Source organism: Puniceicoccaceae bacterium (assembly GCA_040224245.1).
GTDB lineage: Bacteria > Verrucomicrobiota > Verrucomicrobiia > Opitutales > JAFGAQ01 > JAKSBQ01.
In genome coordinates, this window is sequence record JBEGIR010000058.1 from 18,645 (window position 1) to 43,213 (window position 24,569).

Consider the following 24,569-nt stretch of genomic DNA (forward strand, 5'->3'; position numbering starts at 1 on the left):
AAGCTTGCTCACTCCCTGAGCAATTCGAGCGAGTGCAGTCCGAACTTAAGCTGGCGCTTGTCGCTGCTTCCTTCGATCTCGAAGGGAGATACCGCTTCGCTCGACTCAAAGGTAAACACCGCCAGGGGTTCACCATCGAGAAATTCGCGTAGCGGCTTCTCAAGTTCGATGCGATGATTCTGTGTGAAATCCTGTTCAGCGATTCGATGCCCGTTGAGCCACACCCGGGTCTGCTGAGATCCGTTGAAGTATTGGGCATTGAGATAAACTCCTTTGTACTCAAGCTCAGGATCAGGTCTCACGATCACACGCGCCGGAGACACCCGTGCCCAGCGGCCCCAGGGTTCAGGGACGTGCCAATCGTCTCCAAAATAAAACTGTTCCCGAATTCCCCCATCGACCACTGTAGTTGGGTTGCCCTGCCATAGCGGCAGCTTGCGACGCAACAAATCCATGCGCAAGCTCTCAAGGATTCGGGGAATCTGATCAACCACCCGATGTGCTTCATTGCGAGGTCGCGGCACAATCCAACCTGCTTCCACCAGATCCCCCATCACGAGGGGCGTCACCACTTCACTGCCTTCAGCAGTCACATGAAAATGAGTATCCAGAAGAAATTCGGATGGCATTGCATAACGATGAAAATCAAATAAATGCCGCAGCTCCAATTCCACACAAAGCCTGCGGACTTGCTCAAGCATCACTTCAAGGTGTGCTCCATTTCGTTCGTAACAATTCGCTCCGACCACAACGGGTGGAAGCAATACCACGGTCAACCCCTTTTCCCGCTGCAATCGCGCAAGTTGACGCAGTGAACCTTCAAACGCCTGGGTGAAGGGAATCGGCCCACCCTCAAATTCAGGCAGGATGTATCCGTCGCAATCGGAATCTTCAGGCAAGCGCTCAAGATTCGGCCCGAGCACCGCCTGACCATTCGGAGCGCGCTGCACCCAGTGATTCTCAAATAACTGCAGGCGCTGCATCTCATCCGCATAGGTTTCACTCTGCTGCTTCACCGCGTGGATCCCTTCCGATGCCACAACCGACAGTGGCATTGCAAAGGCTCGCCTGAGTTGTTGCCAGAGTGGCAGGGAATAATAGTAGCTGCGCCCACGATCCATCAGCGAGCGCAGATGATTTTCGTTCAGATCCGGTGCGTGATAATAATTCCACTCGAGCGGCAACAGCACGATATCTCCCGGGTGCGCATACCGTCGCAGTCGCTGCACCTTGTCCGAAAGGGAGGCCCCCGCATGATCCGACAGAATCAGTGTCGGATATCCTGTCAGTTGCTCCACCAGGTGAGGGTCAAAGGCGTGCAGTCCATTTGAGCCGCCTTCAATGAGAATGCGCGGTCCTTCCACGTGCTCGAGCAGCAGTTGTTTATAGGAGACCGGGACTACGGTCGGATCGCGCACAATGCAGAACCGAAAGCACAGCGCATACAGCAACACCCATACGGGCAATACCCAGGCCAGTGTCGTCAAAAATCGCCGACTCGTCACCCGAGGTGCATCACGCCTGTTTTGAACACGGTCTTCCATGGCAGTGGTCAAAAGTTGAAATAGAGAAATGGGCTTTGTTCCGCGCGGATCGAAAACAGGATGCAGGCAAGCGCCAACAGCGCATAAGCCCATGCCTGAACCACTGGCCGTCGCAGGGGTTGCTTCAGGGTCGACTCCACACCATTGCGACAGCCCACAGCCAATGCAAAACAAAGGATCAGCCACACCAGCACCCCACTCGTGAGCAGTCCCGCCTGTTCCAGATGGGATGCCGTTGGATTTACCCACTGCAACTGCATCAAATCCGCAACCCAGGCACGTTGTGCGGGAAATGCTTCAAATCCGTTTGCACCACAAAGCGACGCAAGCATTGTTCGCGCATCTGCCATCGTGGGTGCTCGGAAAAACACCCATCCCACGTGCACGTAAACAAAGGTCAGTGCCCACGCAAATGGCAGTGGAAGGGATTTTCCATACCCCGACCAGATCCGGTGCACGATGCAGCCCACTCCATGCAGGCAACCCCACAGCACAAAGGTCCAACCCGCACCATGCCAGATGCCCCCCAATAAAAAGGTCAGGAACAGGTTGCGATACGTCAGCAGTCGCCCCCGCCGGTTCCCTCCGAGAGGGATGTAAAGATAATCCCGCAACCAGCGTGACAGTGTCATGTGCCAGCGCGCCCAAAAGTCCTGTAAATTCCGGGCTTTGTAGGGAGAGTTGAAGTTGATGGGCAGGTGGATGCCAAAAAACCGGGCTGCCCCCAACGCCATGTCCGAATAGCCGGAGAAATCGAAGTAAAGCTGAAAGGTGTAACACAGTGTTGTGGCCCAGGCACCGGCGAACTGCAGACTGCCAGGATCGCTCCACCCCGCATCGGCATACACCGCCAGTGAGTCGGCAAGGATCAGTTTTTTCGCCAGTCCAATCAGGAAAATGCGCACCCCCGTCTCCAGATTCAGCCACCCGGGCCAGCGTGTTCGCTGCGCACTTTCAAATTGCGGCATCATCTCACGATGATGCACAATCGGCCCCGCAATCAGCTGTGGAAAAAACGACACAAAGAGCACATAGCTCGAAAAGCGCAGCTGCCGGACCTCACCCTTCCATGCGTCCACAAGAAAGGCGATTTGCTGGAATGTGAAAAAGCTGATCGCCAACGGCAGCACCACGCGTTCGATGCGAAAGTCACTCCCTACCACCAGCGCAGCCGTCTCAACTGCAAACCACGCATACTTGAAATAGCCTAGCAGGCCCAAATTGAAGGCAACTCCGATCCACAGACCCCGTTTTCGCATGGCCTGAGAACGCTGTTCGTGCAGCAGAATGCACCGGGTCAGCGCATAGTTCACCCCGATCGAAATCAGGATCAGGGGCAGATAGATGGGCTTCCACCAGGCATAGAAAAACAGGGATGCCGCCGCCAGAAAAGCGCCCGAAAACGCACTGCCCGCCCAACGCACCAATAGCAAATACATGCCGAAGACGCCTGGCAGGAAAAAGAAGATGAACTCGGGTGAGCTGAACAACATGGGACGATGCCGTATCGAAACACCATCTCCCGAAAAATCAGCTCAAAACGCAAATGTTCTTTTGGTTTCCAGCCCGATCAGCCGCGCTAGAACTTGAAGGGCACGACCACACTTGTCGAAACTGGCTTTCCGTTTTCAATTTTGGGTTGAAACAGAAACAATGGAGCCGTCATCTGCACGGCTTTGGCGAACACCCATTCCGAATATTTCTTCGGTTCAATCGCGGTAACATAACCCTCCGCGTCCACACTGATCTTCAGGTGAACATAGCCACTGCGCACATTTCCCTCGGCATCTTTGATCGGTGGATTCGGTACCATGTGCAAGGGCTTGAGGTTCCCGTCTGGCAATTGACTCACGCCTGCTTGCTCACAGGCAAACGCATAGGGGCTTGGCGGTTCCGCTTCGAGATCCTTCGAGGTGCCAACCTCAAACCCCATGGCCATGTAGTGGATCGTTGGATCCACGAGCTTGAAGCGATTGGGGATGTAGAGCCGATTGCGCAAGTGAATCGAGTTTGCCTTGCGCATGGATTCAAGTGGCAGAGCAACAATGTACGTGCTCTCATCCGCACGGGACCACTGGTAACAGACAAATGCCTTCTCAAGATTCCGGTTCGCGGTGAGCGTGGCTTCGTGCACAAACACGAAAGTATCCGCAATGTTCCGGTTTTCTTCATCAAAATCGCTGCTCGCTGTCGATTCCTTCTCCACCGAAACGTATCCCGGCAGATAACCCGTCGCTTGTGACAACACCATGCGTGTCTGTTGAACGGGAAGTTTGGTCTCGCCCGACTGGGTCAGCACGACAAAGCGATCCCGGTCCATGGATTGGATGAGATGGAATTGATTCTCGTGCAGTGCCAATGCAATTTTCTGGGCCAGAATGCCGTGAATCGGCATGCAGCCAAGCGCGACCAGAAGCAGTAGCTTAAACGTTTTCATGGGATAGTTGGGGCAACAGGGATTCAAAAACGCCCGACCCTTTCGGTCGGTTGAAGTCATGACCATTGTTCATAGCAGCTGACCCCCGCACAGTCAATGCAGATGCATGAACATTTCGATTCCCTGTGATTGAACCCTCAAAGCGCTTCAGCTAACTTGCTGCCATCGCATGAACAGCGTTTTCGAAATCTTTAAGATCGGTATCGGTCCTTCCAGTTCGCACACGGTGGGTCCGATGAAGGCGGCAGCCTGTTTCAGGGAAACGCTCTCCCAGCTTGATCCAGCAGCGATTTTGTCATGTGACGCGCTGGAGATTGAGGCGGAACTCTACGGTTCTCTTGCCTGCACGGGAACCGGTCACGGCACCGACCGTGCGATCGCGCTCGGCCTGCTCGGATATCATCCCGAGACGGTCGACCCAGATGCCATTTCAACGGCTTTGCAGAACCTGACGCACCAGCCGGAAGTGCTTCGACTTCATGGAACTCCCGTAAGCTTTTCCTATCCGAAAGGCATCCGCTTTCGGCGCGGCAAGTTGCTCCCTTTGCACAGCAATGGCATGCGTTTTCAATTGCGCAGCGGGTCCCTCTGCATTGTTCAGCAACTTTATTATTCGGTAGGCGGCGGATTCATTGTGCAGGCAGATCCGGAAAATGCGACTGCGGTTTCCGCAAGTGCCGATACCGAAGAAGCGTTGCCATTTCCTTTCACAAATGCCCGGCAATTGCTGGATTGGTGTGAAAAGCGAGCTTGCTCCATCGCTGAAATCGCCTGGCTCAACGAGCGAAGTCGGCACGATGCGGATACCCTCGATGCCTACCTGCGACGCATCTGGTCCGTCATGCAGCGCACTATCGAACGGGGTTGTCATCAGAGCGGAATGCTTCCCGGTGGTCTTGAAGTTCCACGCCGGGCAGCATCGCTCTTTCAACAACTCAACTCACGCCCCCTCCGCGACCCGCTCACCGCACTGGATTGGGTCAATCTCTGGGCCATCGCCACAAACGAAGAAAATGCCTCAGGAGGCCGCATCGTGACGGCTCCAACCAATGGAGCTGCGGGCATCATCCCTGCCGTGCTCAGCTACTATGACCGCTTCCACCATTCACTCGAAGTGGAGCAGCTCCGCAGCTTTTTTCTCACCGCCACTGCCATTGGTTCGCTCTACAAGCGCAATGCCTCAATTTCCGGGGCTGTGGTGGGCTGTCTGGGCGTGGTGGGCGTGGCTTGCTCCATGGCAGCTGGCGGCCTCGCCGCCATGCTCGGTGGAACCAATGCTCAAATCGAGAACGCCGCCGAAATCGGCATGGAGCACAATCTGGGATTGACCTGCGACCCCATCGCCGGACTCGTGCAGATCCCCTGCATCGAACGCAATGCGATGGGAGCCACCAAGGCGATCAGCGCCGCACGACTCGCCCTGCAGGGCAGCGGCCAACATGTGGTTTCCCTGGACAAGGTGATCGCCACCATGCGCCGAACGGGTATGGACATGAAGCGCAAATACAAGGAAACCTCACGAGGCGGTCTCGCCGTCAGTGCAGTGGATTGTTGATCGCTCCCGCTGCGTCGCCGCGCAACCGGGAGCAACTCCAGGAATCTTTTCCGATCAGATGTGGATCGCTTCCTTGTGCACGTCCGAAGCCGCTTCCATCATCATCTCGGCGAGCGTCGGGTGTGCGTGGATCGTATTGTGGATGTCATCCACGGTCAATTCCGAGTTCATTGCCAATCCATACTCCGCAATCATCTCGGTTGCATCATACCCCACAATGTGCGCACCGAGAATCTCCCCATACTTTGCATCTGTGATCAGTTTGACAAATCCTTCGGTGTGGTCGGTTGCCACCGCCTTGCCCGACGCAGTATAGGGAAACTTGCCCACCTTGTAGTCGATGCCTTTTTCCTTCACCTTCGCTTCGGTCAGACCCACACTGGCCACCTGCGGATTGCAGTAGGTGCAGCCTGGGAAAACCCCTACCTTCTTCGGGGTAGCATCACTGAACATGCCATTCACCGCCTGCACCGCCTCAAAAGTCGCCACGTGCGCGAGCCAGGGTGGTCCGATGATGTCCCCCGCAGCAAAAACGCCCTTGATCGAAGTTTCGTAACGCTCATCAACCTTCAGATAGCCACGTTCCAACTCAGGCTTGACCCGGGGTGAGAGCGCTTTTTCCAGATTCGGAACCACGCCAATGGCCTGCAGCAGCACGTCCGCTTTCACTTTCTCGCGCTTTCCACCTTCAAACACCAATTCCACGTTCACGCCTGTTTTCAATGTCTTGATGTTCTCAACCTTCGTGTTCACGTGCACGGTCATGCCTTGTTTCTTAAACGAGCGCGTCACCGCCTGGGCAACTTCTGCATCCTCTACGGGAAGAATCTGGGGCAGCATTTCAACGAGCGTCACTTCACAGCCCAAGGTGTTGAAAAAATAGGCAAACTCCACGCCAATGGCTCCCGCTCCCACCACAATCATGGACTTGGGAAACGTCTTGTTTGCAAGAATTTCACGCGAGGTCATGATGCGCTCGCCATCCACTTCCACTCCCGGAATCAGGCGCGGAGTGCAGCCTGTCGCGATCATAATCTTGTCCGCTTCGATCAAATCTGTGTTTCCATCTGCGTCCGTGCACTCGACCATTCCCGGTGCGAGGACTTTGCCACTGCCGACCTTGTAGTCGATCTTGTTCTTTTTGAACAGGAACTCAATTCCTTTGGCCATGCGGTCCGCTACCCCACGGGAGCGCTCCACTACTTTTTCAAAGTCAAAACTGACTTCCTTGGCACTGATGCCAAACACATCGGCGTGCTTCAGCGTTGCATAGGTTTCGGCGCTCTTGAGCAGTGCCTTCGAGGGAATACAGCCCCAGTTCAGGCACGTTCCTCCCGCGCGTTCCTTTTCGATGCAGATGACTTTTTTTCCAAGCTGCGCTGCGCGAATTGCCGCAGGGTATCCAGCCGGACCGCCGCCGACTACTGCAAGATCGTATCGATTGTTTGTCGCCATGGTGATTGTGTTGAAATGGGTTTGATGGTGGTTTGATCAAGCGTTTCCTCAGGGACTTGCGCTCATCAACCGAGTTCCAGAGTCAAGCAGACTCGCCCCAACGATGACAAGCTTTGTGCAAAGTTCAATCTTTCACTCCCATCGCTGTGGCATACGGGAAACCCGTGAACTGCCTGAGTGGGGTCTGTGAACACGCAAGGAGGGTCCGAATTCTTCCGAATTCGGCTACAGGAAAAGGGGCAATTCGGCTACAGGAAAAAGGGCAATTCGGTTATAGGGGAAAAGGCAATTCGGCTGCAGGGAGAATTTTCGGCTACATTGGTGGGAATCGATTACGTTGATTGGGTATTTGGCTAGGTGGTGCGAGATTCGTCCAGGCGGAGCAGGACATGCCGAAAGGAAGAAGTGGCTGAATTCGGGAGAATTCAGTGCGTTTACCACGCTGCGCTGCAAGAAAGGTCGAGTGTGCGGAGCACTGGATTTCACCGATTCATCATCCGGTAAGCAGAAGATCCACACGTTCGCAGCGAACCCGGATGCGCTGCAAAATCCTCAACGAAGCCCGCCCTCAACTGGCCTGGCGCAACGTCTCCTGCAGTGCCGACAATACAGATTGCCGCACTGCTTCATCCGTGAATTCGGGCAAATTGCCTGGAACAATCGCAACTGGGATGCCTTTGGATTTCAGGTAGCGCAGCGCAGGTTCCGCTTTGGTGTGAAATTCCATCAATCGCTTGCGGATTTTGTCTTCATGATCGTCCACGCGCTGTATGACCTCCGCCCCACAACGGGTGCAGTATTTTCCATGCTGTGGCGGTTTGAATTCCAGATGGAAGACCTGCCCGCAATCCGGGCAGATGCGTCGTCCTACGGTGCGCTTCACGATGAGTTCATCCTCATTGTCCACCAGCACGATTGCGTCGATGTTGGTTCCATAGTGAATGACCAGATCCAGTAATAACTCTGCCTGTGCCATCGTACGTGGAAACCCATCCAGCACCATGCCCTGGCATCCCCGACGCACAAATTCTGCCTCAAACATTGCGTTGGTGATGCTGTCAGGTGCAAACTTCCCAGACTCCACAAAGTACTTCGCTTTCAGACCCAGCAGCACCCCGGCGGGATCTTCCCACTCCGCAACCGGACCCAGTTCATGCAGAATCTGCTCATCCGACCAAAAGGTGTCATGGGTTGCATCATAAAATTCATGGATGTCACCCTCGTAGTCAATGGCATCGAACTTCTTGAGGTAGCTGCGAAAGAGATCCCCCGTACTCAGCTGTGTCAGATTGAACTCCCGGGTCAATACATCAATGCGGGGCTGTTTGCCAGCACCGCTCTTTCCCATGACCAGCAGGTTCGAAAAGCTTGTCTCTGCACTCCACATACCGGGTTTCTCTGTTTAGAGCATCTTCAAATTAGCTCAATTAATAACAAAACAAATTTGTATAATATTAACTAATTTAATGCAAGTTATTATGACAAGATACCGTTAATGCTCAGACACCTGAAGAGCTGCCATCCGGTTCATTCACAGATCTGATTACAGGAGCACTCCCCGGCGATCACAGCGGAAAGGCCTGCATGCGAAACTCTCAGCACCATCCAGCAGAATCAGTCCTTCGAAGATTGACGAAGCTTTGCTTTCAGGCTGCGCCAGCGCTCAAGGCGTTCGATCACGCCCGCCTCCGAACCGGCAGATTTGGGAAAGTAGAACTGCTTCGGCTCAAGCATATAGTCCTGCCCCGAAATCGCTTCGGGAAACTCATGGCTGTAACGGTAGTCCTTCGAATGTCCCGCTGCCTTGTTTGCCATGCCCCCCTTATCCCGCAGCCAAAGCGGCACAGCCTGCACGCCATGAGCCTGGATTTCCGCCTTCGCGCGATGCAGGGCTTCATACGCGCGATTGCTCTTGGGACTGGTCGCCAGGAACACCGTCGCATGGGCCAGGTTTATCTCGCACTCCGGTTGCCCAATGACCTCACAGGCCTGAAAGCACGCCATAGCGACTGGCAGGGCGCGCGAATCCGCCATTCCCACATCTTCGGAGGCCAGAATGACCAGGCGACGCGCAATGAAGCGCGGGTCTTCTCCACCGAGCAACATCTTGCACATCCAATAGAGCGCGGCATCAGGATCCCCGCCGCGAATGCTCTTGATGAAGGCCGACGCCGTATCGTAGTGCTCGTCCTCATTCGCATCGTAACGGATCTTGCGCTCACTGGCGTATTGCCTGAGCACCGCCTCGGTGAGTTCAGCTCCGTCCTCCATGAAGTCCGCAATCAACTCAAGCGTATTCAGGGCCTGACGCAAATCCCCGCCCACCAGTTGCGCAAGGTCGCGCAAGACTGCCGGGCCAGCCTGCAATTTTCGCCCTCCCAGGCCGAGTTTGTCGTCGGCTAACGCTCGTTGCAACACTTGCACAATGGCGGCCACGTCGAGCGGTTCGAGCCGAATCAGGTGACAGCGGCTGAGCAGTGGCGGATTGACGTAAAACCCGGGATTGTGCGTTGTCGCCCCAATGAGCGTCACATTGCCCTCCTCGACGTCAGGCAGCAGCAGGTCCTGCTGGCTCTTGTTGAAGCGATGGATTTCGTCGATGAACAGCAGCGATGATTGACCATTCTGCTTGCGCACACGGCAGCGCTGCAGCACTTCACGCAGCTCAGCCACATTGGATGCCACCGCATTGAGCCGGAAGCACTTACTACCCGTGACGTTGGAAATCACGGTCGCGAGCGTGGTTTTGCCAGTTCCGGGTGGACCATAAATGATGAGATTCGGAGAGCGTCCCTTCGCCAGCATCTTGCGCAGCATCGAGTCTGGCGCGACGAGATGCGGCTGACCCACAATCTCCTCCAAGGTCGACGGGCGCATGCGCGCCGCAAGCGGACGCTGTGGGTCCGACTCGGGTGGGGGTGCATCAAACATGCTCTGCTGCTCGGCGCTCATGCAACCCCATGCAAACGCAGCCGAGCCAAGCTGTCAATGGAGTCGAAGCGGGTTCAGATCCCAGCAACAGCTTCAAAAAACATCCCCCAAAACCTGCTGCGCGCAGCGCATCCTGTTGGGCTGGCCCCGCCAGTCCATCCAGTGAAGCGCAGCGAAACGATGTTCCAGCCTCAGCAGTGCGTCAGCCTTCTCCATCAGGCATTTCTCATTCGCCATTGCAGCTCCGCTGCACCTCTCATCATCTGAGAAATCGGTGAAATTTGATTCGCACCCAACGAGTCGGGGACACAAAGCCCTTTTGTCGCTGTGTAACAGCGTTATGTGGCCCATAGGCCTTATCGGCTGGCATTCGCCAGCCGATGTTTCAAAACTCAGTTGTTTAAACCATAAAGGGTATAACAGATGGGCACAGATTCCATTGAGTCGAGACCCATTGCCCAGCAACCCAACCCCGTTCTCGTAGAATCTGCCCTCCATCCGACACACAACTCAGCGCACACTGCGCGCTTTCACCCAGCGCACTGTTGCAGCATCGTCGTCGATGTTCGACCAAACCACGCGCAGAAATTCCGCTGGGTGGATGTCGTGCGTCTTGAAGAATTTGCGATCCCCACCGCAGCAGAACATGATTTCCGGTGGCAATTCACCACGGAGTTTGGCCTTGGCCTTAGGTAGAATGCGCGGCAACCACTCGATGCCATCCACCGCATCCGTCTTTGCAGGCAGGCTGTCCACATCCAGTCGCTTCGGGCTGCTGACTCCACCTTGCACGTGCAGCAGGTAATTGCGACGCACGTCGTGAATCAACAGAAAGGTGTCGTAGTCCGGTTCTCCTCCCGAAACGAAGTCTTCCGCAAAGTCATAAAAATCCATGACCGTGAGTCCGTTGGAGGTCATCCAGGCCAAGGATGCATCATCAAAATAGGTCTTCGCATCGCGGTTGCCTTTTTCATAGGTGGAAACAGCAAGCTGCCACAGGTTCCGCAGGGTTTTGCTATAGTCGTAATGGTTCATGGTAAGCATAAAGGTTTCAAGGTGCCCAACGAATCAGGACCCCATTTGATTGGAGCCTGAACAGGTGTCACCATCATCGGCTTATTTCCGCTCCTTGCGCGAACGCGGTCGCCCCTTCTTCACGCCCCGACGCGTGCCGACGCCAGATCGTTCCACCAGGCGAAAGTCAATCTGCCGCTTGAAGCGATCCACACGCTCAACGGACACCTTGATTTTCTGACCGATGCCAAACGCCTTGCCGCTGCGACGACCCACCAGACGGGTTCCGTCATTGCTCAGCGCGTAGAGGTCATCCCCCATTGTGGACACGTGCACCAGCCCAAAGGCCATGGATTCCTCCAGTTCCACAAATAGTCCATGATTCTTCACATCTGAAACAAAGGCGTCAAATGTGCGGCGCGGTTCTACCGTCAGCTCCCGTTCGAAATACTCAAGCAGCTTGGTCTTTACAGTCTCGCGCTCCGCCTCGACACTGCGGTTCTCCGTGATGCTCAGATGGTGCGCCAGCGCATGCATCTGCTTCGAGGTGTACTGCACCGAGTCATCCTCATCGGTCTTGAAGAAGCCCCGCTTGAGCATGAATGTTTCAAACACGCGATGCACGATCAGGTCCGCATATCGCCGGATCGGTGACGTGAAATGGGTATAATTATCCATGAACAGGCCGTAGTGCCCATCGGACGATGCCCGGTACTCCGCCTGTTTCAGGCTACGCAGGAACTGCACCTTGAGCGAATGGGCCTGTGGGTGCTTGCGAATGCGGGCCAACATGCGATTGACCTCGCGGCGATGGGTCAAGTCACCGCAATCCACTCCCACGGTCTGCAAATACTCACGCAGCTCAAACAGTTTCTCGTCATCCGGCTTGTCGTGCACGCGATAGATCATGGCATGCCCCGCATCCCGCAGGGTTTTCGCCACAGTCTGGTTGGCCAGCAGCATCAATTCCTCGATCAGCTGGTGACTCTCGTCGCTTTCGGATTTCACGATGCGGTCGGCGTATCCAAGTTCATCAACATAGATCTTCACCTCCGGCATTTCCAACTCAAGGCTGCCCCGCTTGAGCCGGTTCTCCCGCAACTTGCTGGAAACCGCCCAGAGCTGCCTCACGGTATCGCGCAACTGGTCGAGCATCGCATCGTCGAGATCCTTCATCGGCTTGCCCGTGTTGCCAGTCTGGTGTGCGGGTGGCATCGGTGCCGCACGCACTGCATCATTGGACTTGCCCGAAAGAAAATCTATTGCCTGCCCGTAGGTCAGGCGTTTGTTGCTTCGAATGATGCCGTTGTAGAACTTGAAGCTCTTGACCTTGCCGCTCTTGCCCAGAACAAACTCCACGGACTTCACCAGTCGGTCTTCATCTTCGACCAGTGAGCAGAGTCCGTTCGACAGTTTTTCCGGCAGCATCGGGATGACAACCCCGACCAGGTAGGTGGAATTTCCGCGCTTTTTCGCCTCAACATCAAGCGGGGAGTTCGGCTTCACGTAGTGCGAAACATCTGCAATGTGCACACCCACGCGCAGGTCGCCATTGGGTAGGCGATGCAGGCTGATGGCGTCGTCAAAGTCCTTCGCATCATCAGGATCGATGGTCAGTGTGAATACCTTGCGGAAGTCCTTTCGTTCCGGAAAATCATTGCCGTTGACCACATCTGGAATGTTCCTGAGCTGAAACTCCACACACTCGGGAAAGGTGGTTTCCAGGTCATATTTGTGCAGGATCGATTTGAACTCCGCATCGGGAGTGAAGGTTTTTCCGAGCACCTTGATGATCTCCCCTTCGGGATTCACGTGCCGCTGCGTCCATTCGTGCAGCTTGACCACGACTTTGTCATCAATTTCGGGAACCGTCTTCCACTCCTGTGTGCGCGGATCCGCGACAAGAATGTCATTCACGATGCGCGGATCATCCGGAATCACGTAATAAAAGAATTTTGTGCTCGCGAGTGTGCCCGTCACAGTATCCCGCCCACGGCGCAGGATGCGAATCACGCGCGCCGAAGGTGCATCCGGAGTCGAGCTGCGCTGCTTCTGCTTGCGATGGTAGCCCTTGCGCTCACGAATCAGGCGGGCCACCACATGGTCCTCGTGCAGGGAAACGCCCGTATCTTCCGAGCTGACCCACACCGGATCACAGGTGGGCTGACCCGGACACGGGGTCGGGATGATGAGCGCCGAACCGTTTTGCCGAAAGCGGATGATGCCCGTGATCAAGTCCGCGTCCTTGGGCAGGCAATAGCGGTTTTTCTTGAGTTTGACGATGGTCCCGTCTGCCAGGCAGGCATCCACAAGCGATTGAAGTTCTTCGACCTGCCCTTTTCCCAGATTCAGCTGTTCCGCCAATTCCTGGATTTGAAGCGGCACATAGTCGTCCCGCTGCATGAGCTCCATGAGTCGTAATTCCATAATGATAAAGAAAGTGTTCGTTTAGCCCGAATATCCGGGCGTTTGAGTAGTCGGGTCAATGATAGGGATGATGGAGAAAGGCATAACCATAGTGCCACCATTAACGCATTTCAACGCTGCAGATCAGATGGCAGCAGATTCGAGGAGATTCCATTTGGACGCCACGTTCAGACGAAGGTCCCTCTGTTGGAACAACGGATTCGGCTTGCGGCGAGCACAAGCCCTACCCTTGTGGAATCGAACGGTCACTTCCAGTGGGAACTTTCCTATTTCCACAAACCTCACCGGAACTCGATCCGAACAACGCCTCAATTGATCGTATAGCGCACACAGGGCTGGGGATCGGTCACCTTCGGCGCCAACTGCTCCTGCCGAATCTGCTGCTCAAACCACTGTCGAGCCTCGGGATCCCCATGTGTGAGCACCACATGCGACGGCTCAAATTCCGCAATGAGGTCGAGCAACTCCTCCCGATCAGCATGTCCACTGAGGTCAAAGGAATCCACCTCCGCACGTACCGGCACCTGCAGGTCATACACCTCAAACGGGAAGGTGTCCCCGGGTTTGCAGGTCTTCAGCAACCCGCCCGGCGTATCCGGATCGCAGTAGCCTACAAAATAGATGCTGTTGTTCTTGTCGTGCAGTAGACAGGACGCCACCGCATAGGAGGGTGTCTGCTCCACCATCATGCCACTGCTGAGCACATAAATGCCTTTGGGCATTTTCTCATAACCCGGCTGTTCGGGGTAGCGCGCCTGGGTCACCCGCATCTCCTTGATGATGCGCTTGCGAAAGCGAATCAATCCGGTCTGCCGCGAGATTTGGTCGAAATAATCCACGATGTCCATTCCCAAACCCGCCGCAAAAATAGGCGATTGCGGAATCTGTCCGCGCTTGCGCGCATCGTGCAGCACGGCGAGGACTTCCTGCAGACGCCCCAGCGCAAACACGGGCAGCAGGCAAGTGCCGCCGCGTTTCAGGGTGCGCTCGATGCCTTCAAACAGCCGGTTCCACTCCACCTCCCGACTGCGCCCCGACACACGATCCGTCAGTCCGCGCGTGGTTTCCGTGATCAGCACATCCACCTTCATGTCCGGGATGCGCGCTCCCGGCAGGGTGTGCAGGTCGTCAAACAAAATGTCTCCCGTGTGAAAGATCACGCGTTCCTCGTGCTCGATCAAAATCGATGCGGCCCCTGCCACATGCCCCGAGGGATAAAGCGTCAGGGTGAGCGAATCGCCTTTTTTCGAGATCACTTCCGGCTGCTCAAAGCGCAGGGGTCGCAGGCACTGACGCAGGCGTTCCACCTCGGCGAAGGTGTAGAGCGGATATTCCACGATGCCCTTTTCCTGGCGCTGTCGCTTCATCACGTTCACAGAATTGCGCAACATGCGTGGCGCGAGCACTTCGCTGGGCAGGCTGGTGAAGACCGGAATGCCGGGAAACGCGCGCACCGCGACCGGGAGCGAGCCCAGGTGATCCAGGTGACAGTGCGTCAGAATGATGAAGTCCAGATCAACATCTCGCAGGAGTTCATAGTCGGGCATCGCCGCGTTGCCGATTTCTTTGGGGTGCAGGCCCGTGTCGATGAGAAACTTGAAGCCGCCCAGTTCAATCAGGCTGCAGTTGGATCCAATGCCTCCGGCACGGTTAAGATCTGTGTAGTTCATTAGAAGTTGTTCGGTTGCGGACGAGGGAGAGGGTTTGATCCCGCCCACTCGATTCGGGTGCCCGCATCACCTGCAGGGTGCAACATCCATGCCGTGCATTCCGGCGCCCCGGGACGAAGTTAGGGTAAATTTTCGGGAATGTAGAGTTGAAACTTGGGAATTCGCACCCAGATCGACTCCTGGCTGTCGGAATAGCCATGGTAGGCCCCTGTCACTTCACAGTCCGCATCCACCACATGGTAGCTGCTGTATTCAAAGGTATCACCGGGATCGAGATCCACGATGCGCCCGACAATGCGGTCGCCTTCATACACCTCATGCCGCCCGTCAGCAAAGCGCAGCACCCACTTGCGTGCATTCAGCACTACCCGTTCTTCACCGTCGTTACGGATGCGAATGTGATACGCAAATGCATGCGGACGAGGCTCCGGAAAATGAGCCGCATCCATCGAATGGATCAAACTGACGATTTCGACTCGGACCGATTGGATTTCCATGGTGGGTGCAAGGTGCACGTTGTCCGCAGCTAATCGCATCCTGCCAAAAAATCAAATCCTGCGACTGCTCTCGCTTCGCGCTCGACAGGTTCACACGTTTTCGATAGCTGCACTTCAACTTCACACTTGTATGCCGCCCGTTTGGAAAACCCTGCTGCTGCTCACCTGTTCCAACATCTTCATGACCTTTGCGTGGTATGCCCACCTGAAGGACCTGCGGAGCCGACCCCTCCTCCTTGCCATTCTGGTCAGCTGGGGCATCGCCTTTTTTGAATATCTGCTCCAGGTGCCTGCCAACCGCATCGGGCACGACGTCATGACGCTGCCGCAGCTCAAAATTCTCCAGGAGGTCATCACCCTGAGCGTGTTTGTTCCCTTCGCCGTGCTCTACATGAAGACCCCTCTCACCTGGAATTACCTCTGGGCCTCCCTCTGCATCATGGGTGCCGTGTTCTTTATTTTTCGCGACAAGCTGTCTGGCTGAGGGATGAGTTGCGACGAGCGGCAAGTGTTCGATTGACGGTGGGCACGGCTACTCCCTATTCTTTGGGCAGGGAACGACCCCATTACCACCATACCCCTGCCCCATGAATTCCGATGCTGCCCACATGACCCGGCGCACCTTTGTCGCGCAATCGGGTCTGATCGTTGGAGGCTCTGCCCTGCTGCTGTCCGGCTGCAAGCGAACCGCCAACACCACCTGGTCCTTTTTCACTCCGGAGGAGGCGGAACTCATCGAGGTGATGAGTTCGCGCATCATTCCGACCGATGACACTCCCGGCGCCCTGGAAGCGGGCGTGGTGCATTTCATCGACCAACAACTCTCCACGCACTACCGACGCTGGAGTCTCGTGTACCGCGATGCACTCAAGGCTGTGCAGACGCTCAGCGAGGCACAACACCGTCAAGTGTTCCAAGATCTCAACCCCGACCAGATGGATGCCCTGCTCGAACAGATGGAAAGCGGATCGGTTCCCGATGATCTCAACCCAGGTCGCATCCTCAACCGTTTCTTTCAGCTCTTTGTGGACCACTGCATGCAGGGGTTTTACGGTGACCCGCGCCATGGGGGAAACTTGAACTGGGTCAGCTACGACATGCTCGAGCTGCGCGTCATTGATCCGCAATCCGTCGTTCCGCAATCATCATGAAAACCCTGAAAACAGAAGTCGTGATTGTGGGTGCCGGAGCTGGCGGGGGCGTTGTCGCGTGCGAGCTGGCGGAAGCCGGAGTGCAGGTGTTGCTGCTGGAGCGCGGAAAACACCAAAACTTTCACGATCACGACAACGACGAACTCTACTCCCAGCGCACCACCGTGCTCGGCAATGCCTACGGCCCGGACAACCAGCGCTACCGCCGCATCGTCGAACACGCGGACGGCAGCACGCGCACCGTGCTGCCCAATGACGGGAGTTACCACAATGTGGCCGCCTGCGTCGGTGGCGGCACCCTGAGCTACGGCGCAATGGCCTGGCGTTTCATGCCCGAGGATTTTCGCATGAAATCCACCTACGGGGAACTGGAGGGGTCCACGCTTGAGGACTGGCCCATTTCCTACGAAGACATCGAGCCGTATTACACGCGCGCCGAGTGGGAAATCGGTGTGGCTGGGGACGATGAGCACAATCCATTTGCACCGTCCCGCTCCAAGCCCTACCCCATGCCCGCCTTCCCCTACAATCAGGAGGGTCGTCTGATCGAGCAAACCACGCAGGCCATGGGGCTGCATCCCTTCCCCATTCCGATGCTGCGCAATTCCATCGCATACGGTGGCAGACCCGCCTGCATCCACATGCGCACTTGCGTGGGCTTTGCCTGCCCGACGGGTGCCAAGGGCGGCACGCAAAATACCGTCATCCCGCGTGCAATCGCTTCGGGCAACTGTGATCTTCGCACCGCATGCAAGGTTAGCAAAGTGCTGCTCAATGCACAGGGTCTCGCAACCGGGGTCGAGTATTTTGACGCTGAGGATCAGCCCGTTCGGGTCGAGGCGAAGCGGGTCGTGCTCGCGGCCTCCGCAACGGAGACTGCTCGCCTACTGCTCAACAGCACCCACCCCCTCTTTCCCAAGGGTCTGGGCAACAACCACGACTGGGTGGGCCGCAACCTGCAGGGTCACGCCTATTCGGGAGCCACGGGTTTATTTGACGAGGTGGTCTATGATGACATGGGACCCGGCGCCACCATCGCGCTCTGCGATTACAATCACGGCAATCCCGGCATCATCGGCGGAGCCATGCTCGCCAACGAGTTCATCCGCATGCCCTACCTCTTCACCAAGGTGCGCCCCAACGGTGCCAAGCGCTGGGGTAAGGCACACAAGGACTTCCAGCGGCAGCACTTCAAACGCCACATCAGCATCAAGGGTCCCGTGCAGGAGATGCCAAACTTCCACGCACGCGTGCGCATCGACCCACGGGCCAAGGACCACTGGGGCATTCCCGTGTTGCGCATTTCAGGGCAGAAGCACCCCGAGGATCTGAAGACCGGTCAGTTCATCGCCGAAAAAGCGGCCGAAATCCTCAAGGCCTGTGGCGCACGCAAGGTCTGGCTCGAACCAACCGGTCCCTGGGTCAGCGGCGGCCAGCATCAGGCAGGCACCTGCCGCATGGGTAACGATCCCAAGACTTCCGTCACCAACTCCTATGGTCAGCTGCACGATATCGAAAACCTGCACATCGCCGACGGCAGTCTGCATGTGACCAATGGGGGATTCAATCCAGCCCTGACCATCATGGCCTTGGGATATCGCGTCGCCGAACACCTGAAGCAGCAGATGGTTTGAGTGGAGTATACGGCAAGCCGAACAACTGCATCATTCTGCTCACCCACACCGAATTACTTCTTTTCCCATCGTCTCACCATGAACATGCCCCGTCGTTCCTTCATCAAGCAATCCATGAGTACGGCCGCTCTGCTGGCCATACCCACCCTGCTTCCGCGTCATGTCATTGCTGGCAGCACCACCCCTTCCCCCAGCCGCAAGGTAAACATCGGTCTGGTCGGCGTCGGCGGACAGGGCCGGGACAATGCCCTTCAGCTGATGAAGCTCGACGATGTGCAAATCGTCGCCATTGCCGACCCCGCCCCCTATTGGGATTTGCATGAGTTCTACTATCAGGCAGAGGCAGGGTCGGGGCCTGTGAGGCAACTGATCGAAGCTCACTATCAGCAAACCACACCCCATTATCGTGTTCGCGTCTACGATCACTTTGAGGACATGCTCGAGCAGGAGGTCGCGCTCGATGCCATTGTTTGCTCCACTCCCGACCACACTCATTTTTATGTCTCCGCAACCGCGCTCAAGGCGGGAAAACATGTCTACTGTGAGAAACCGCTGACCCACAACATCTGGGAAGCGCGGGAAATCGCCCGCATCGCCCGGGAATCCGGACTTGCCACCCAGATGGGCAACCGCGGCCACAGTCGCTCCGGCATTCGTCGCACCGTCGAATTGCTGCAATCCGGCGTCATCGGCGAGGTGCAGGAGGCCCACTCCTGGGCGCACGCGACGCGCTGGAACCAAGGCTTGGCCCATGCCACTCCTCCCACCGATCCCGTTCCCGAAGGGTTCAACTGGGATCTTTGGTTGGGGCCACGCAACCCGATTCCCTACAGTCACGCCTACAGTCCGGTCAAGTGGCGGGATTTCTGGCCCTTTGGAACCGGAGCTCTTGGCGACTTCGGCTGCCACGACATGGACGCCGCAGTTTGGGCGTTCAACCTGCACCATCCTTCACGGGTTTGCATTCACCCCGGTGGATTCCCCATCGGGCAATGGCAGGCAGGCATCACTCCCTATTCGGAAATCGGGAGTTTCGACTTCGCCGCAGATGGCAAACAGCAGGCGCTCAAGCTGCACTGGTATTCCGGCGGACTGCGTCCGGCTCACCACGAGTGGGTGCCAGAGGTCTTCAAACTCGGGGCACGCGGCGAACTCTTTGTCGGCTCCAAAGGGCTGATCCAGACCGACGGCGCAGGCACTGCCCCCCGGGTTTTTCCGCGAGAACTCAAGGAGGAGGCCGATGCAGTACCACGCACCCTTCCTCGTTCCGATGGCCACTTTCGCGACTGGATCGACGCCATTCAGTCCGGTACCCAGAGCAGTGCCAACTTTGAATACTCCGCACGTCTCACTGAGATCGTGCTGCTCGGCGTGCTCTCCCTTCGGCTCGAAGGAGAACCCATTCACTGGGACCCCGCCAGCATGAGTGTGCGCGGACTCCCCCATGCGGCCGACCTGATCCGGGAACCCGTTCGCGAGGGCTGGAACGTTTCGTGACTTCGAATGATCATTCTCAATCGCCTCAATGCAGCAGCCGTGGATCCAGCGCAAAGGATTCAACCGGACTGATCGGCAGGCGGTCAAATTCAGGGTGACGCGGGTTGAGCAGAAAAATCGGCTCTTCCGGAATCAATGCACTCGGCACCGCGAGCACCAGGCTGCGACCCGATTTCAACCAGGCATCCCCGATTCGCTGGGTTTCCGGGTGCAGCATGGGTCCGAGCCAATCCGACTCCAGGCACGCCGGATCGAGCCACTCCACCCCATGCTCAGGTCATTTGTCCTTGCCCAGCTTTCGCATCCAGTCCCGGATCATGGCCTTCACATAGGGATAATTCTCGGTGCGACCGATGTAGGACGCTGCGATGCTGCGCGGTACCAGGGTGTCCCGCAGGCGCTCACTGCCTTCGGCCAGCACCGTTCCATCCTCCGCAATCCAGCGAAAATCAAACTCGATCAGTGCCGGATAGATCTCCTTTACGATGCGCACATCGTTGAAGTCGGGGCTGCGCCATGGCTCAAAATCACCTGCCAGATCCAGCTCAGTCACCGTCATTTCCAGCACGGTGCCTTCGGTGAGATGGCGCTCGGCCAAGCGGACGAAATACTTTTCCAAGTTGTTCAGCACGATCTCCTTACTGCGTGCTCCACCATTGTAGTAGTAGTCCGCGTCACGGAATTTTTCCGGATCGGTCCATTCGATGCGAAGTTCAGCCGCGTGCAGAGACGCGACGGCCAAACAACCAGCAATCCATGCAATTACGATTCGTTTCATGATTCAAAATCCTTCCTTTTTTCCAAGTTTCGGTTTACGCAAGGGTATGGTGGTTTGCGTCGTTTGGATTCAACCGATTTGGTCTTGAACCCGTGCCGCATGTCTACCTGATACGATAACACTCAAACCGATCACGACACAATCATCATTTCATGGACAGGATTGCCATCATCTCCGTCAGCGACAAAACCGGAATCGAACCTTTTGCCAAATCCCTGGTGGAATCCCACGGTTACCAGATTCTTTCAACCGGAGGAACCGCCCGTGCCCTCGAGGCTGCTGGCATTCCCGTGACCCAGGTGGACGCCTATACCGGCTTTCCCGAAATGATGGAGGGGCGCCTCAAGACGCTGCATCCCAAAATCCACGGTGGCATCCTCTGCGACCGCGACAAGGCCGAACACCGCGAAGCCGCTGCCGCACAGGGCATGGGCATGATCGATCTCATCGTGGTCAACCTCTACCCTTTTGAAGAAACAGTGGCGCGCCCGGACGTCACCGACGAACTCGCTATCGAAAACATCGACATCGGCGGTCCGTCCATGCTGCGAGGTGCCGCCAAGAACCACAGGCATGTGACCGTTTTGACCGATCCCGCCGATTACGAGCGCTACCTCAAGCTGCTGCAGCAGGGCAGCGACTTGCTGGGCTTCCGTCGCCAGATGGCACTCAAGGTCTTTGATCGCACCGCGAGCTACGACCGAGCCATCGCCGACTACCTGACGCAAACCACCGAAGCCGATGAACCCGTGCTCGACGACATCGCAGGTTACCCACAGCAGTTGAAGCTGCGCAGTGAGCGCGCTTCCATCCTGCGCTACGGAGAAAACCCACACCAGAAGGCCGCACTCTACGGCAATTTTCTCGACCGCTTTGAGGTGCTACAGGGCAAACAGCTCAGCTACTGCAACATCCTCGATGTCAACGCAGCCGCTCACCTGATCGGCGAATTTCAGGAACCGACGCTCGCGATTCTCAAACACACCAATCCCTGTGGCGTCGCCTCCGCTGTCGATCTCGCCACAGCATGGGACCTTGCTTTCGAAACCGACCGCCAGGCACCCTTTGGCGGCATCATCGTCGCCAATCGCACCGTCGATGCCGAGCTGACCGAGCGCATCCGTCAAATCTTCTGCGAAATCATCATTGCCCCCGGGTTCAGCCCCGAGGCACTGGAGGTCTTTGCAAAGAAGAAAAACCTGCGCCTGCTCGTGGCTCGTCAGCTGCCCGACGCCGACAGCATGCTCGACGTTCGCTCCGTGCTCGGTGGATTCCTCGTGCAGGATGCCGACATCCACCGTGACAATCCCACATCCTTCCAGGTCGTCACCAAGCGACAGCCCACCGATGCCGAGTGGCAGTCCATGCTGTTCGGCTGGAAGGTCGTGAAACACGTCAAGTCCAACGCCATCGTCTACACCCACGGCAACCGCACCATCGGCATCGGTGCAGGCCAGATGTCACGCGTTGACTCCTCCAAAATTGCCGTCTGGAAAGCGGGTGAGGCGGGTCTCGACATGAACGGCTGCACCATGGCTTCCGACGCCCTCATCCCTTTCGCTGATGGCCTGATCGCCGCTGCCGAAGCAGGAGCAACTTCCTGCATCCAGACCGGTGGATCGGTGCGCGATGAGGAAGTGATCGCCGCCGCTGACGAGCGCGGCATGGCCATGGTCTTCACAGGTGCCCGCCACTTCCGCCACTGATCCATTTTTTTCTTCACACTGAAACCGACCCCTTCGTTTTCACCCGCAGGGACTCGCCTCGGCGAGTCCCTGTGTTCACTCACGTCGCATCTCAGAAATCAAGGTTATGAAAATTGAGCACTTCGCGATCAATGTTTCCGATCCAGTGGCAGTAGCCTCTTGGTACTGTGAGCAATTTGGCTTGAAGGTTGTGCGCCACCTTCCGTTTCCTTCGCAAACCCACTTCCTCGCGGATTCTGACGCAACGGTGCTCGAGATCTACTGCAATCCTCCAGATCGGGTTCCCGATTACAAATCGCTGGATCCGTTAATTTTACATTTAGCATTTGTCAGTGAAAACCCAGCTTCCGACTCCGACAGACTCACCGCCGCAGGGGCTTCGATGGTCAGCGAAACCCATCTTCCTGATGGCTCTTTTCTCGTCATGATGAGAGACCCCTGGGGATTGGCTTTTCAGCTTTGCAAGCGATCCAGCCCATTGATTTAAATCCACATCATGCACCCCAAAATCATCGCAGTCGTTCTCGGCTCACTCCTAGGGTCGCTCAATGCATTTGGCTCAAGCCACGCTACCATCAGTGATCTGATTTTTACCTCCGACAATGCATCCGAGATAACGCCAGATAACGCATTCTCATACGAAATTCTGGAAATCGACGGGAAAGCCGTTACAAGGGAACTTGCAAAGGGATTATCCTCGTCTGCTCCCGATGTTCGAATCGAAGGCGGAGATCATACTCTCAAAATTGAAAAGAAAGGAGGAATGCCTTCGCATCCCAAAAGAGAAATTTTCGAGCTTGATGTAACCGTAGAAGCAGGAAAAAAGTACACCATCGTTCATACGGAAGAAGGTCCCAGGCTGGTGCCACTCACAGACAAGAAAACATAACCTATCCTCCATAACCCCAAACCACCCACTCCAACACCGTTTCCGTCGGATCTTCTCTCATGGCGATTTCCCTACCTTGCGTAGGACTCCCGCTCGCCGGGAGCCACCGTTCCAACCCGCCATGCCCCTCCTCCAAATTATCTGATCCCCCGTAGCGGAATTTGGATAAATTTCGACCCCTGGACACTCGAATACCTCAACGGTTCCGCCTTTCCCAGCAACAGCTTCAAAAAACATCCCCAAAAACCTGTTGCGCGCAGCGCATCCTTCGCCATCAGGCATTTCCAATTCGCCATTGCAGCTCCACTGCACGAAATCTGCGTCATTTGCTTCGCACCCAACAAGTAAGGTTTGAATGCCGCTTCGCTCTGAAGTGGTTCAAATTCTTTCTTCAATAACCACAGATTGCACAGAAAGCACAGATAAGGTTAGAGGAAATCATTTGCTATCCGTCATCACCTTTTTCTACTTCGCCATCGCAGCTCGCTGCACCCCTTGACGTTCTATTCGGAAAATCTTGACCCAAAAGAACTACTACATACATTGCGATGTATGATCAGGACTCAAATTTATCTTACTGAAGAAGAACACAGTGGAATTTGCGAACTCGCAAGATCCACGAACAGGCGCCAGAGTGAATTGATTCGTCAGGCGATTGACGAGTATCTAACGCGGAAGAAACCTGAAGATAAGTTGTCAAAGATCCGCCGTGCCAAAGGAATTTGGAAAAATCGGACCGATCTGGATCTTTCTGAGATTCGTGCTGGATTCGACCGATTCGAATGATGTTAGTCGATACCGATATTGTCATCGACTACCTCAGGGATGTGCCTGAGGCGGTAGATTTTGTTGAGGCGCAAATTGATCAGATAGCGATTTCGTCCATCACCGTGGCGGAGTTATATCAAGGGGTTCGGGATGGAGCCGAAAGAGATGTGCTCGATGTATTTCTCTCGGGTATCAGTGTTTTGGATACGGATTTATCGATCGGCAGAAGTGCGGGACTCTTTCGCCGTCAATACAAGCCATCTCATAGTCCTGGACTCGCAGATTGCCTAATTGCAGCGACCGCAGTGGAACACGGAATTCCATTAAAAACCCTCAATACGAAACACTTTCCGATGTTAAAAGATGTTGAGGCACCTTATTCAAAGCCGGGAAGCAGGTAGAGCAATAAACGTTGCACGATACTGTTGGCACTCATGCGCCAGTACCCTTTGCGCGAACGCGAAGCCAAAAAACAACACGGGCCGGATACTTCCGCTCACGTTGAACCACCCCTCAAACAAATGCACGGGAATGAGAGAAATGAAAACAGTCAGTGCAAATGATTCAGGATTTTGGATTCTCGAACTGGAACGACGCTCCGAATTCTCCCGAATTC

Annotated in this window: 22 protein-coding genes; 10 read left to right on the forward strand and 12 right to left on the reverse strand. The window is 55.9% G+C overall.

The genetic code is table 11. The features are described from left to right. Positions 1 to 8 precede the first annotated feature (8 nt). From ABQ298_09395 to ABQ298_09405, 3 genes are all read right to left on the reverse strand, one after another. A complete protein-coding gene (locus tag ABQ298_09395) occupies positions 9 to 1,544 on the reverse strand; it encodes a hypothetical protein (GenBank protein ID MEQ9824586.1) in 1,536 nt (511 codons plus the stop codon). Positions 1,545 to 1,552: 8 nt separating this feature from the next. Then, positions 1,553 to 3,037 carry an MBOAT family protein gene (locus ABQ298_09400; GenBank protein MEQ9824587.1) on the reverse strand — a complete coding sequence of 495 codons (1,485 nt, stop codon included), beginning with the start codon at positions 3,035 to 3,037 and terminating at the stop codon, positions 1,553 to 1,555. 86 nt (positions 3,038 to 3,123) lie between these two features. Beyond that, positions 3,124 to 3,981 (reverse strand): energy transducer TonB, encoded by an 858-nt coding sequence (locus ABQ298_09405; protein ID MEQ9824588.1) that lies wholly within the window; start codon positions 3,979 to 3,981, stop codon positions 3,124 to 3,126. A gap of 169 nt (positions 3,982 to 4,150) precedes the next feature. On the opposite strand from ABQ298_09405, the gene ABQ298_09410 reads away from it, so the two are divergent. Next, the gene (locus ABQ298_09410) at positions 4,151 to 5,536 is read left to right on the forward strand and encodes an L-serine ammonia-lyase (GenBank protein MEQ9824589.1); all 1,386 of its coding nucleotides are present in this window, start codon (positions 4,151 to 4,153) and stop codon (positions 5,534 to 5,536) included. A gap of 54 nt (positions 5,537 to 5,590) precedes the next feature. Here the strand turns inward: ABQ298_09410 and lpdA are convergent, their stop codons facing one another. The 7 genes from lpdA to ABQ298_09445 all read right to left on the reverse strand — a co-directional run bounded on the left by lpdA (position 5,591) and on the right by ABQ298_09445 (position 15,569). Then, a complete protein-coding gene (gene lpdA / locus ABQ298_09415) occupies positions 5,591 to 6,991 on the reverse strand; it encodes a dihydrolipoyl dehydrogenase (protein ID MEQ9824590.1) in 1,401 nt (466 codons plus the stop codon). Between the two features lie 568 nt (positions 6,992 to 7,559). Further along, positions 7,560 to 8,378, reverse strand: coding sequence for a nucleoside monophosphate kinase (locus tag ABQ298_09420; GenBank protein ID MEQ9824591.1), 819 nt, complete (start codon positions 8,376 to 8,378; stop codon positions 7,560 to 7,562). A 227-nt stretch (positions 8,379 to 8,605) separates the two neighbouring features. Continuing rightward, the gene (locus tag ABQ298_09425; protein MEQ9824592.1) at positions 8,606 to 9,943 is read right to left on the reverse strand and encodes a replication-associated recombination protein A; all 1,338 of its coding nucleotides are present in this window, start codon (positions 9,941 to 9,943) and stop codon (positions 8,606 to 8,608) included. Positions 9,944 to 10,432: 489 nt separating this feature from the next. Next, a complete protein-coding gene (locus ABQ298_09430) occupies positions 10,433 to 10,957 on the reverse strand; it encodes a DUF5069 domain-containing protein (GenBank protein MEQ9824593.1) in 525 nt (174 codons plus the stop codon). A gap of 81 nt (positions 10,958 to 11,038) precedes the next feature. Then, complete coding sequence (gene rnr / locus ABQ298_09435) at positions 11,039 to 13,363, reverse strand: ribonuclease R (GenBank protein MEQ9824594.1); 2,325 nt, start codon at positions 13,361 to 13,363, stop codon at positions 11,039 to 11,041. Between the two features lie 308 nt (positions 13,364 to 13,671). Continuing rightward, entirely contained in the window at positions 13,672 to 15,033 is a 1,362-nt protein-coding gene (locus tag ABQ298_09440; GenBank protein MEQ9824595.1) for an MBL fold metallo-hydrolase, read from the reverse strand. Positions 15,034 to 15,152: 119 nt separating this feature from the next. Then, entirely contained in the window at positions 15,153 to 15,569 is a 417-nt protein-coding gene (locus tag ABQ298_09445) for an ApaG domain (protein MEQ9824596.1), read from the reverse strand. Between the two features lie 91 nt (positions 15,570 to 15,660). On the opposite strand from ABQ298_09445, the gene ABQ298_09450 reads away from it, so the two are divergent. The 4 genes from ABQ298_09450 (at position 15,661) to ABQ298_09465 (ending at position 19,812) form a co-directional block, all read left to right on the forward strand. Next, positions 15,661 to 16,014 (forward strand): DMT family protein, encoded by a 354-nt coding sequence (locus ABQ298_09450; protein ID MEQ9824597.1) that lies wholly within the window; start codon positions 15,661 to 15,663, stop codon positions 16,012 to 16,014. A 103-nt stretch (positions 16,015 to 16,117) separates the two neighbouring features. Beyond that, positions 16,118 to 16,681 carry a gluconate 2-dehydrogenase subunit 3 family protein gene (locus ABQ298_09455; GenBank protein ID MEQ9824598.1) on the forward strand — a complete coding sequence of 188 codons (564 nt, stop codon included), beginning with the start codon at positions 16,118 to 16,120 and terminating at the stop codon, positions 16,679 to 16,681. Further along, positions 16,678 to 18,315: a GMC family oxidoreductase gene (locus ABQ298_09460; GenBank protein MEQ9824599.1), complete on the forward strand. Its 1,638-nt coding sequence runs from the start codon at positions 16,678 to 16,680 to the stop codon at positions 18,313 to 18,315. Before ABQ298_09455 ends, ABQ298_09460 begins: the two co-directional genes overlap by 4 nt. A 78-nt stretch (positions 18,316 to 18,393) precedes the next feature. Beyond that, positions 18,394 to 19,812, forward strand: a complete 1,419-nt coding sequence (locus tag ABQ298_09465; GenBank protein ID MEQ9824600.1) for a Gfo/Idh/MocA family oxidoreductase — start codon at positions 18,394 to 18,396, stop codon at positions 19,810 to 19,812. Positions 19,813 to 19,837: 25 nt separating this feature from the next. On the opposite strand, the gene ABQ298_09470 is transcribed toward ABQ298_09465, so the two are convergent. Both ABQ298_09470 and ABQ298_09475 read right to left on the reverse strand, forming a co-directional pair. After that, the gene (locus ABQ298_09470) at positions 19,838 to 20,077 is read right to left on the reverse strand and encodes an RES family NAD+ phosphorylase (GenBank protein ID MEQ9824601.1); all 240 of its coding nucleotides are present in this window, start codon (positions 20,075 to 20,077) and stop codon (positions 19,838 to 19,840) included. Between the two features lie 12 nt (positions 20,078 to 20,089). After that, positions 20,090 to 20,590: a DUF3016 domain-containing protein gene (locus tag ABQ298_09475; GenBank protein MEQ9824602.1), complete on the reverse strand. Its 501-nt coding sequence runs from the start codon at positions 20,588 to 20,590 to the stop codon at positions 20,090 to 20,092. Between the two features lie 152 nt (positions 20,591 to 20,742). On the opposite strand from ABQ298_09475, the gene purH reads away from it, so the two are divergent. From purH to ABQ298_09500, 5 genes are all read left to right on the forward strand, one after another. Beyond that, positions 20,743 to 22,296: a bifunctional phosphoribosylaminoimidazolecarboxamide formyltransferase/IMP cyclohydrolase gene (gene purH / locus ABQ298_09480; GenBank protein ID MEQ9824603.1), complete on the forward strand. Its 1,554-nt coding sequence runs from the start codon at positions 20,743 to 20,745 to the stop codon at positions 22,294 to 22,296. A gap of 106 nt (positions 22,297 to 22,402) precedes the next feature. Beyond that, on the forward strand, positions 22,403 to 22,783 hold the full coding sequence (locus ABQ298_09485; protein ID MEQ9824604.1) for a VOC family protein: 381 nt from the start codon (positions 22,403 to 22,405) through the stop codon (positions 22,781 to 22,783). Between the two features lie 9 nt (positions 22,784 to 22,792). Further along, on the forward strand, positions 22,793 to 23,185 hold the full coding sequence (locus tag ABQ298_09490; GenBank protein MEQ9824605.1) for a hypothetical protein: 393 nt from the start codon (positions 22,793 to 22,795) through the stop codon (positions 23,183 to 23,185). 552 nt (positions 23,186 to 23,737) lie between these two features. Continuing rightward, on the forward strand, positions 23,738 to 23,971 hold the full coding sequence (locus ABQ298_09495) for a CopG family transcriptional regulator (GenBank protein MEQ9824606.1): 234 nt from the start codon (positions 23,738 to 23,740) through the stop codon (positions 23,969 to 23,971). After that, positions 23,968 to 24,354, forward strand: coding sequence for a type II toxin-antitoxin system VapC family toxin (locus ABQ298_09500; protein MEQ9824607.1), 387 nt, complete (start codon positions 23,968 to 23,970; stop codon positions 24,352 to 24,354). The genes ABQ298_09495 and ABQ298_09500 overlap by 4 nt, the downstream gene beginning before the upstream one ends. Positions 24,355 to 24,569: the final 215 nt, after the last annotated feature.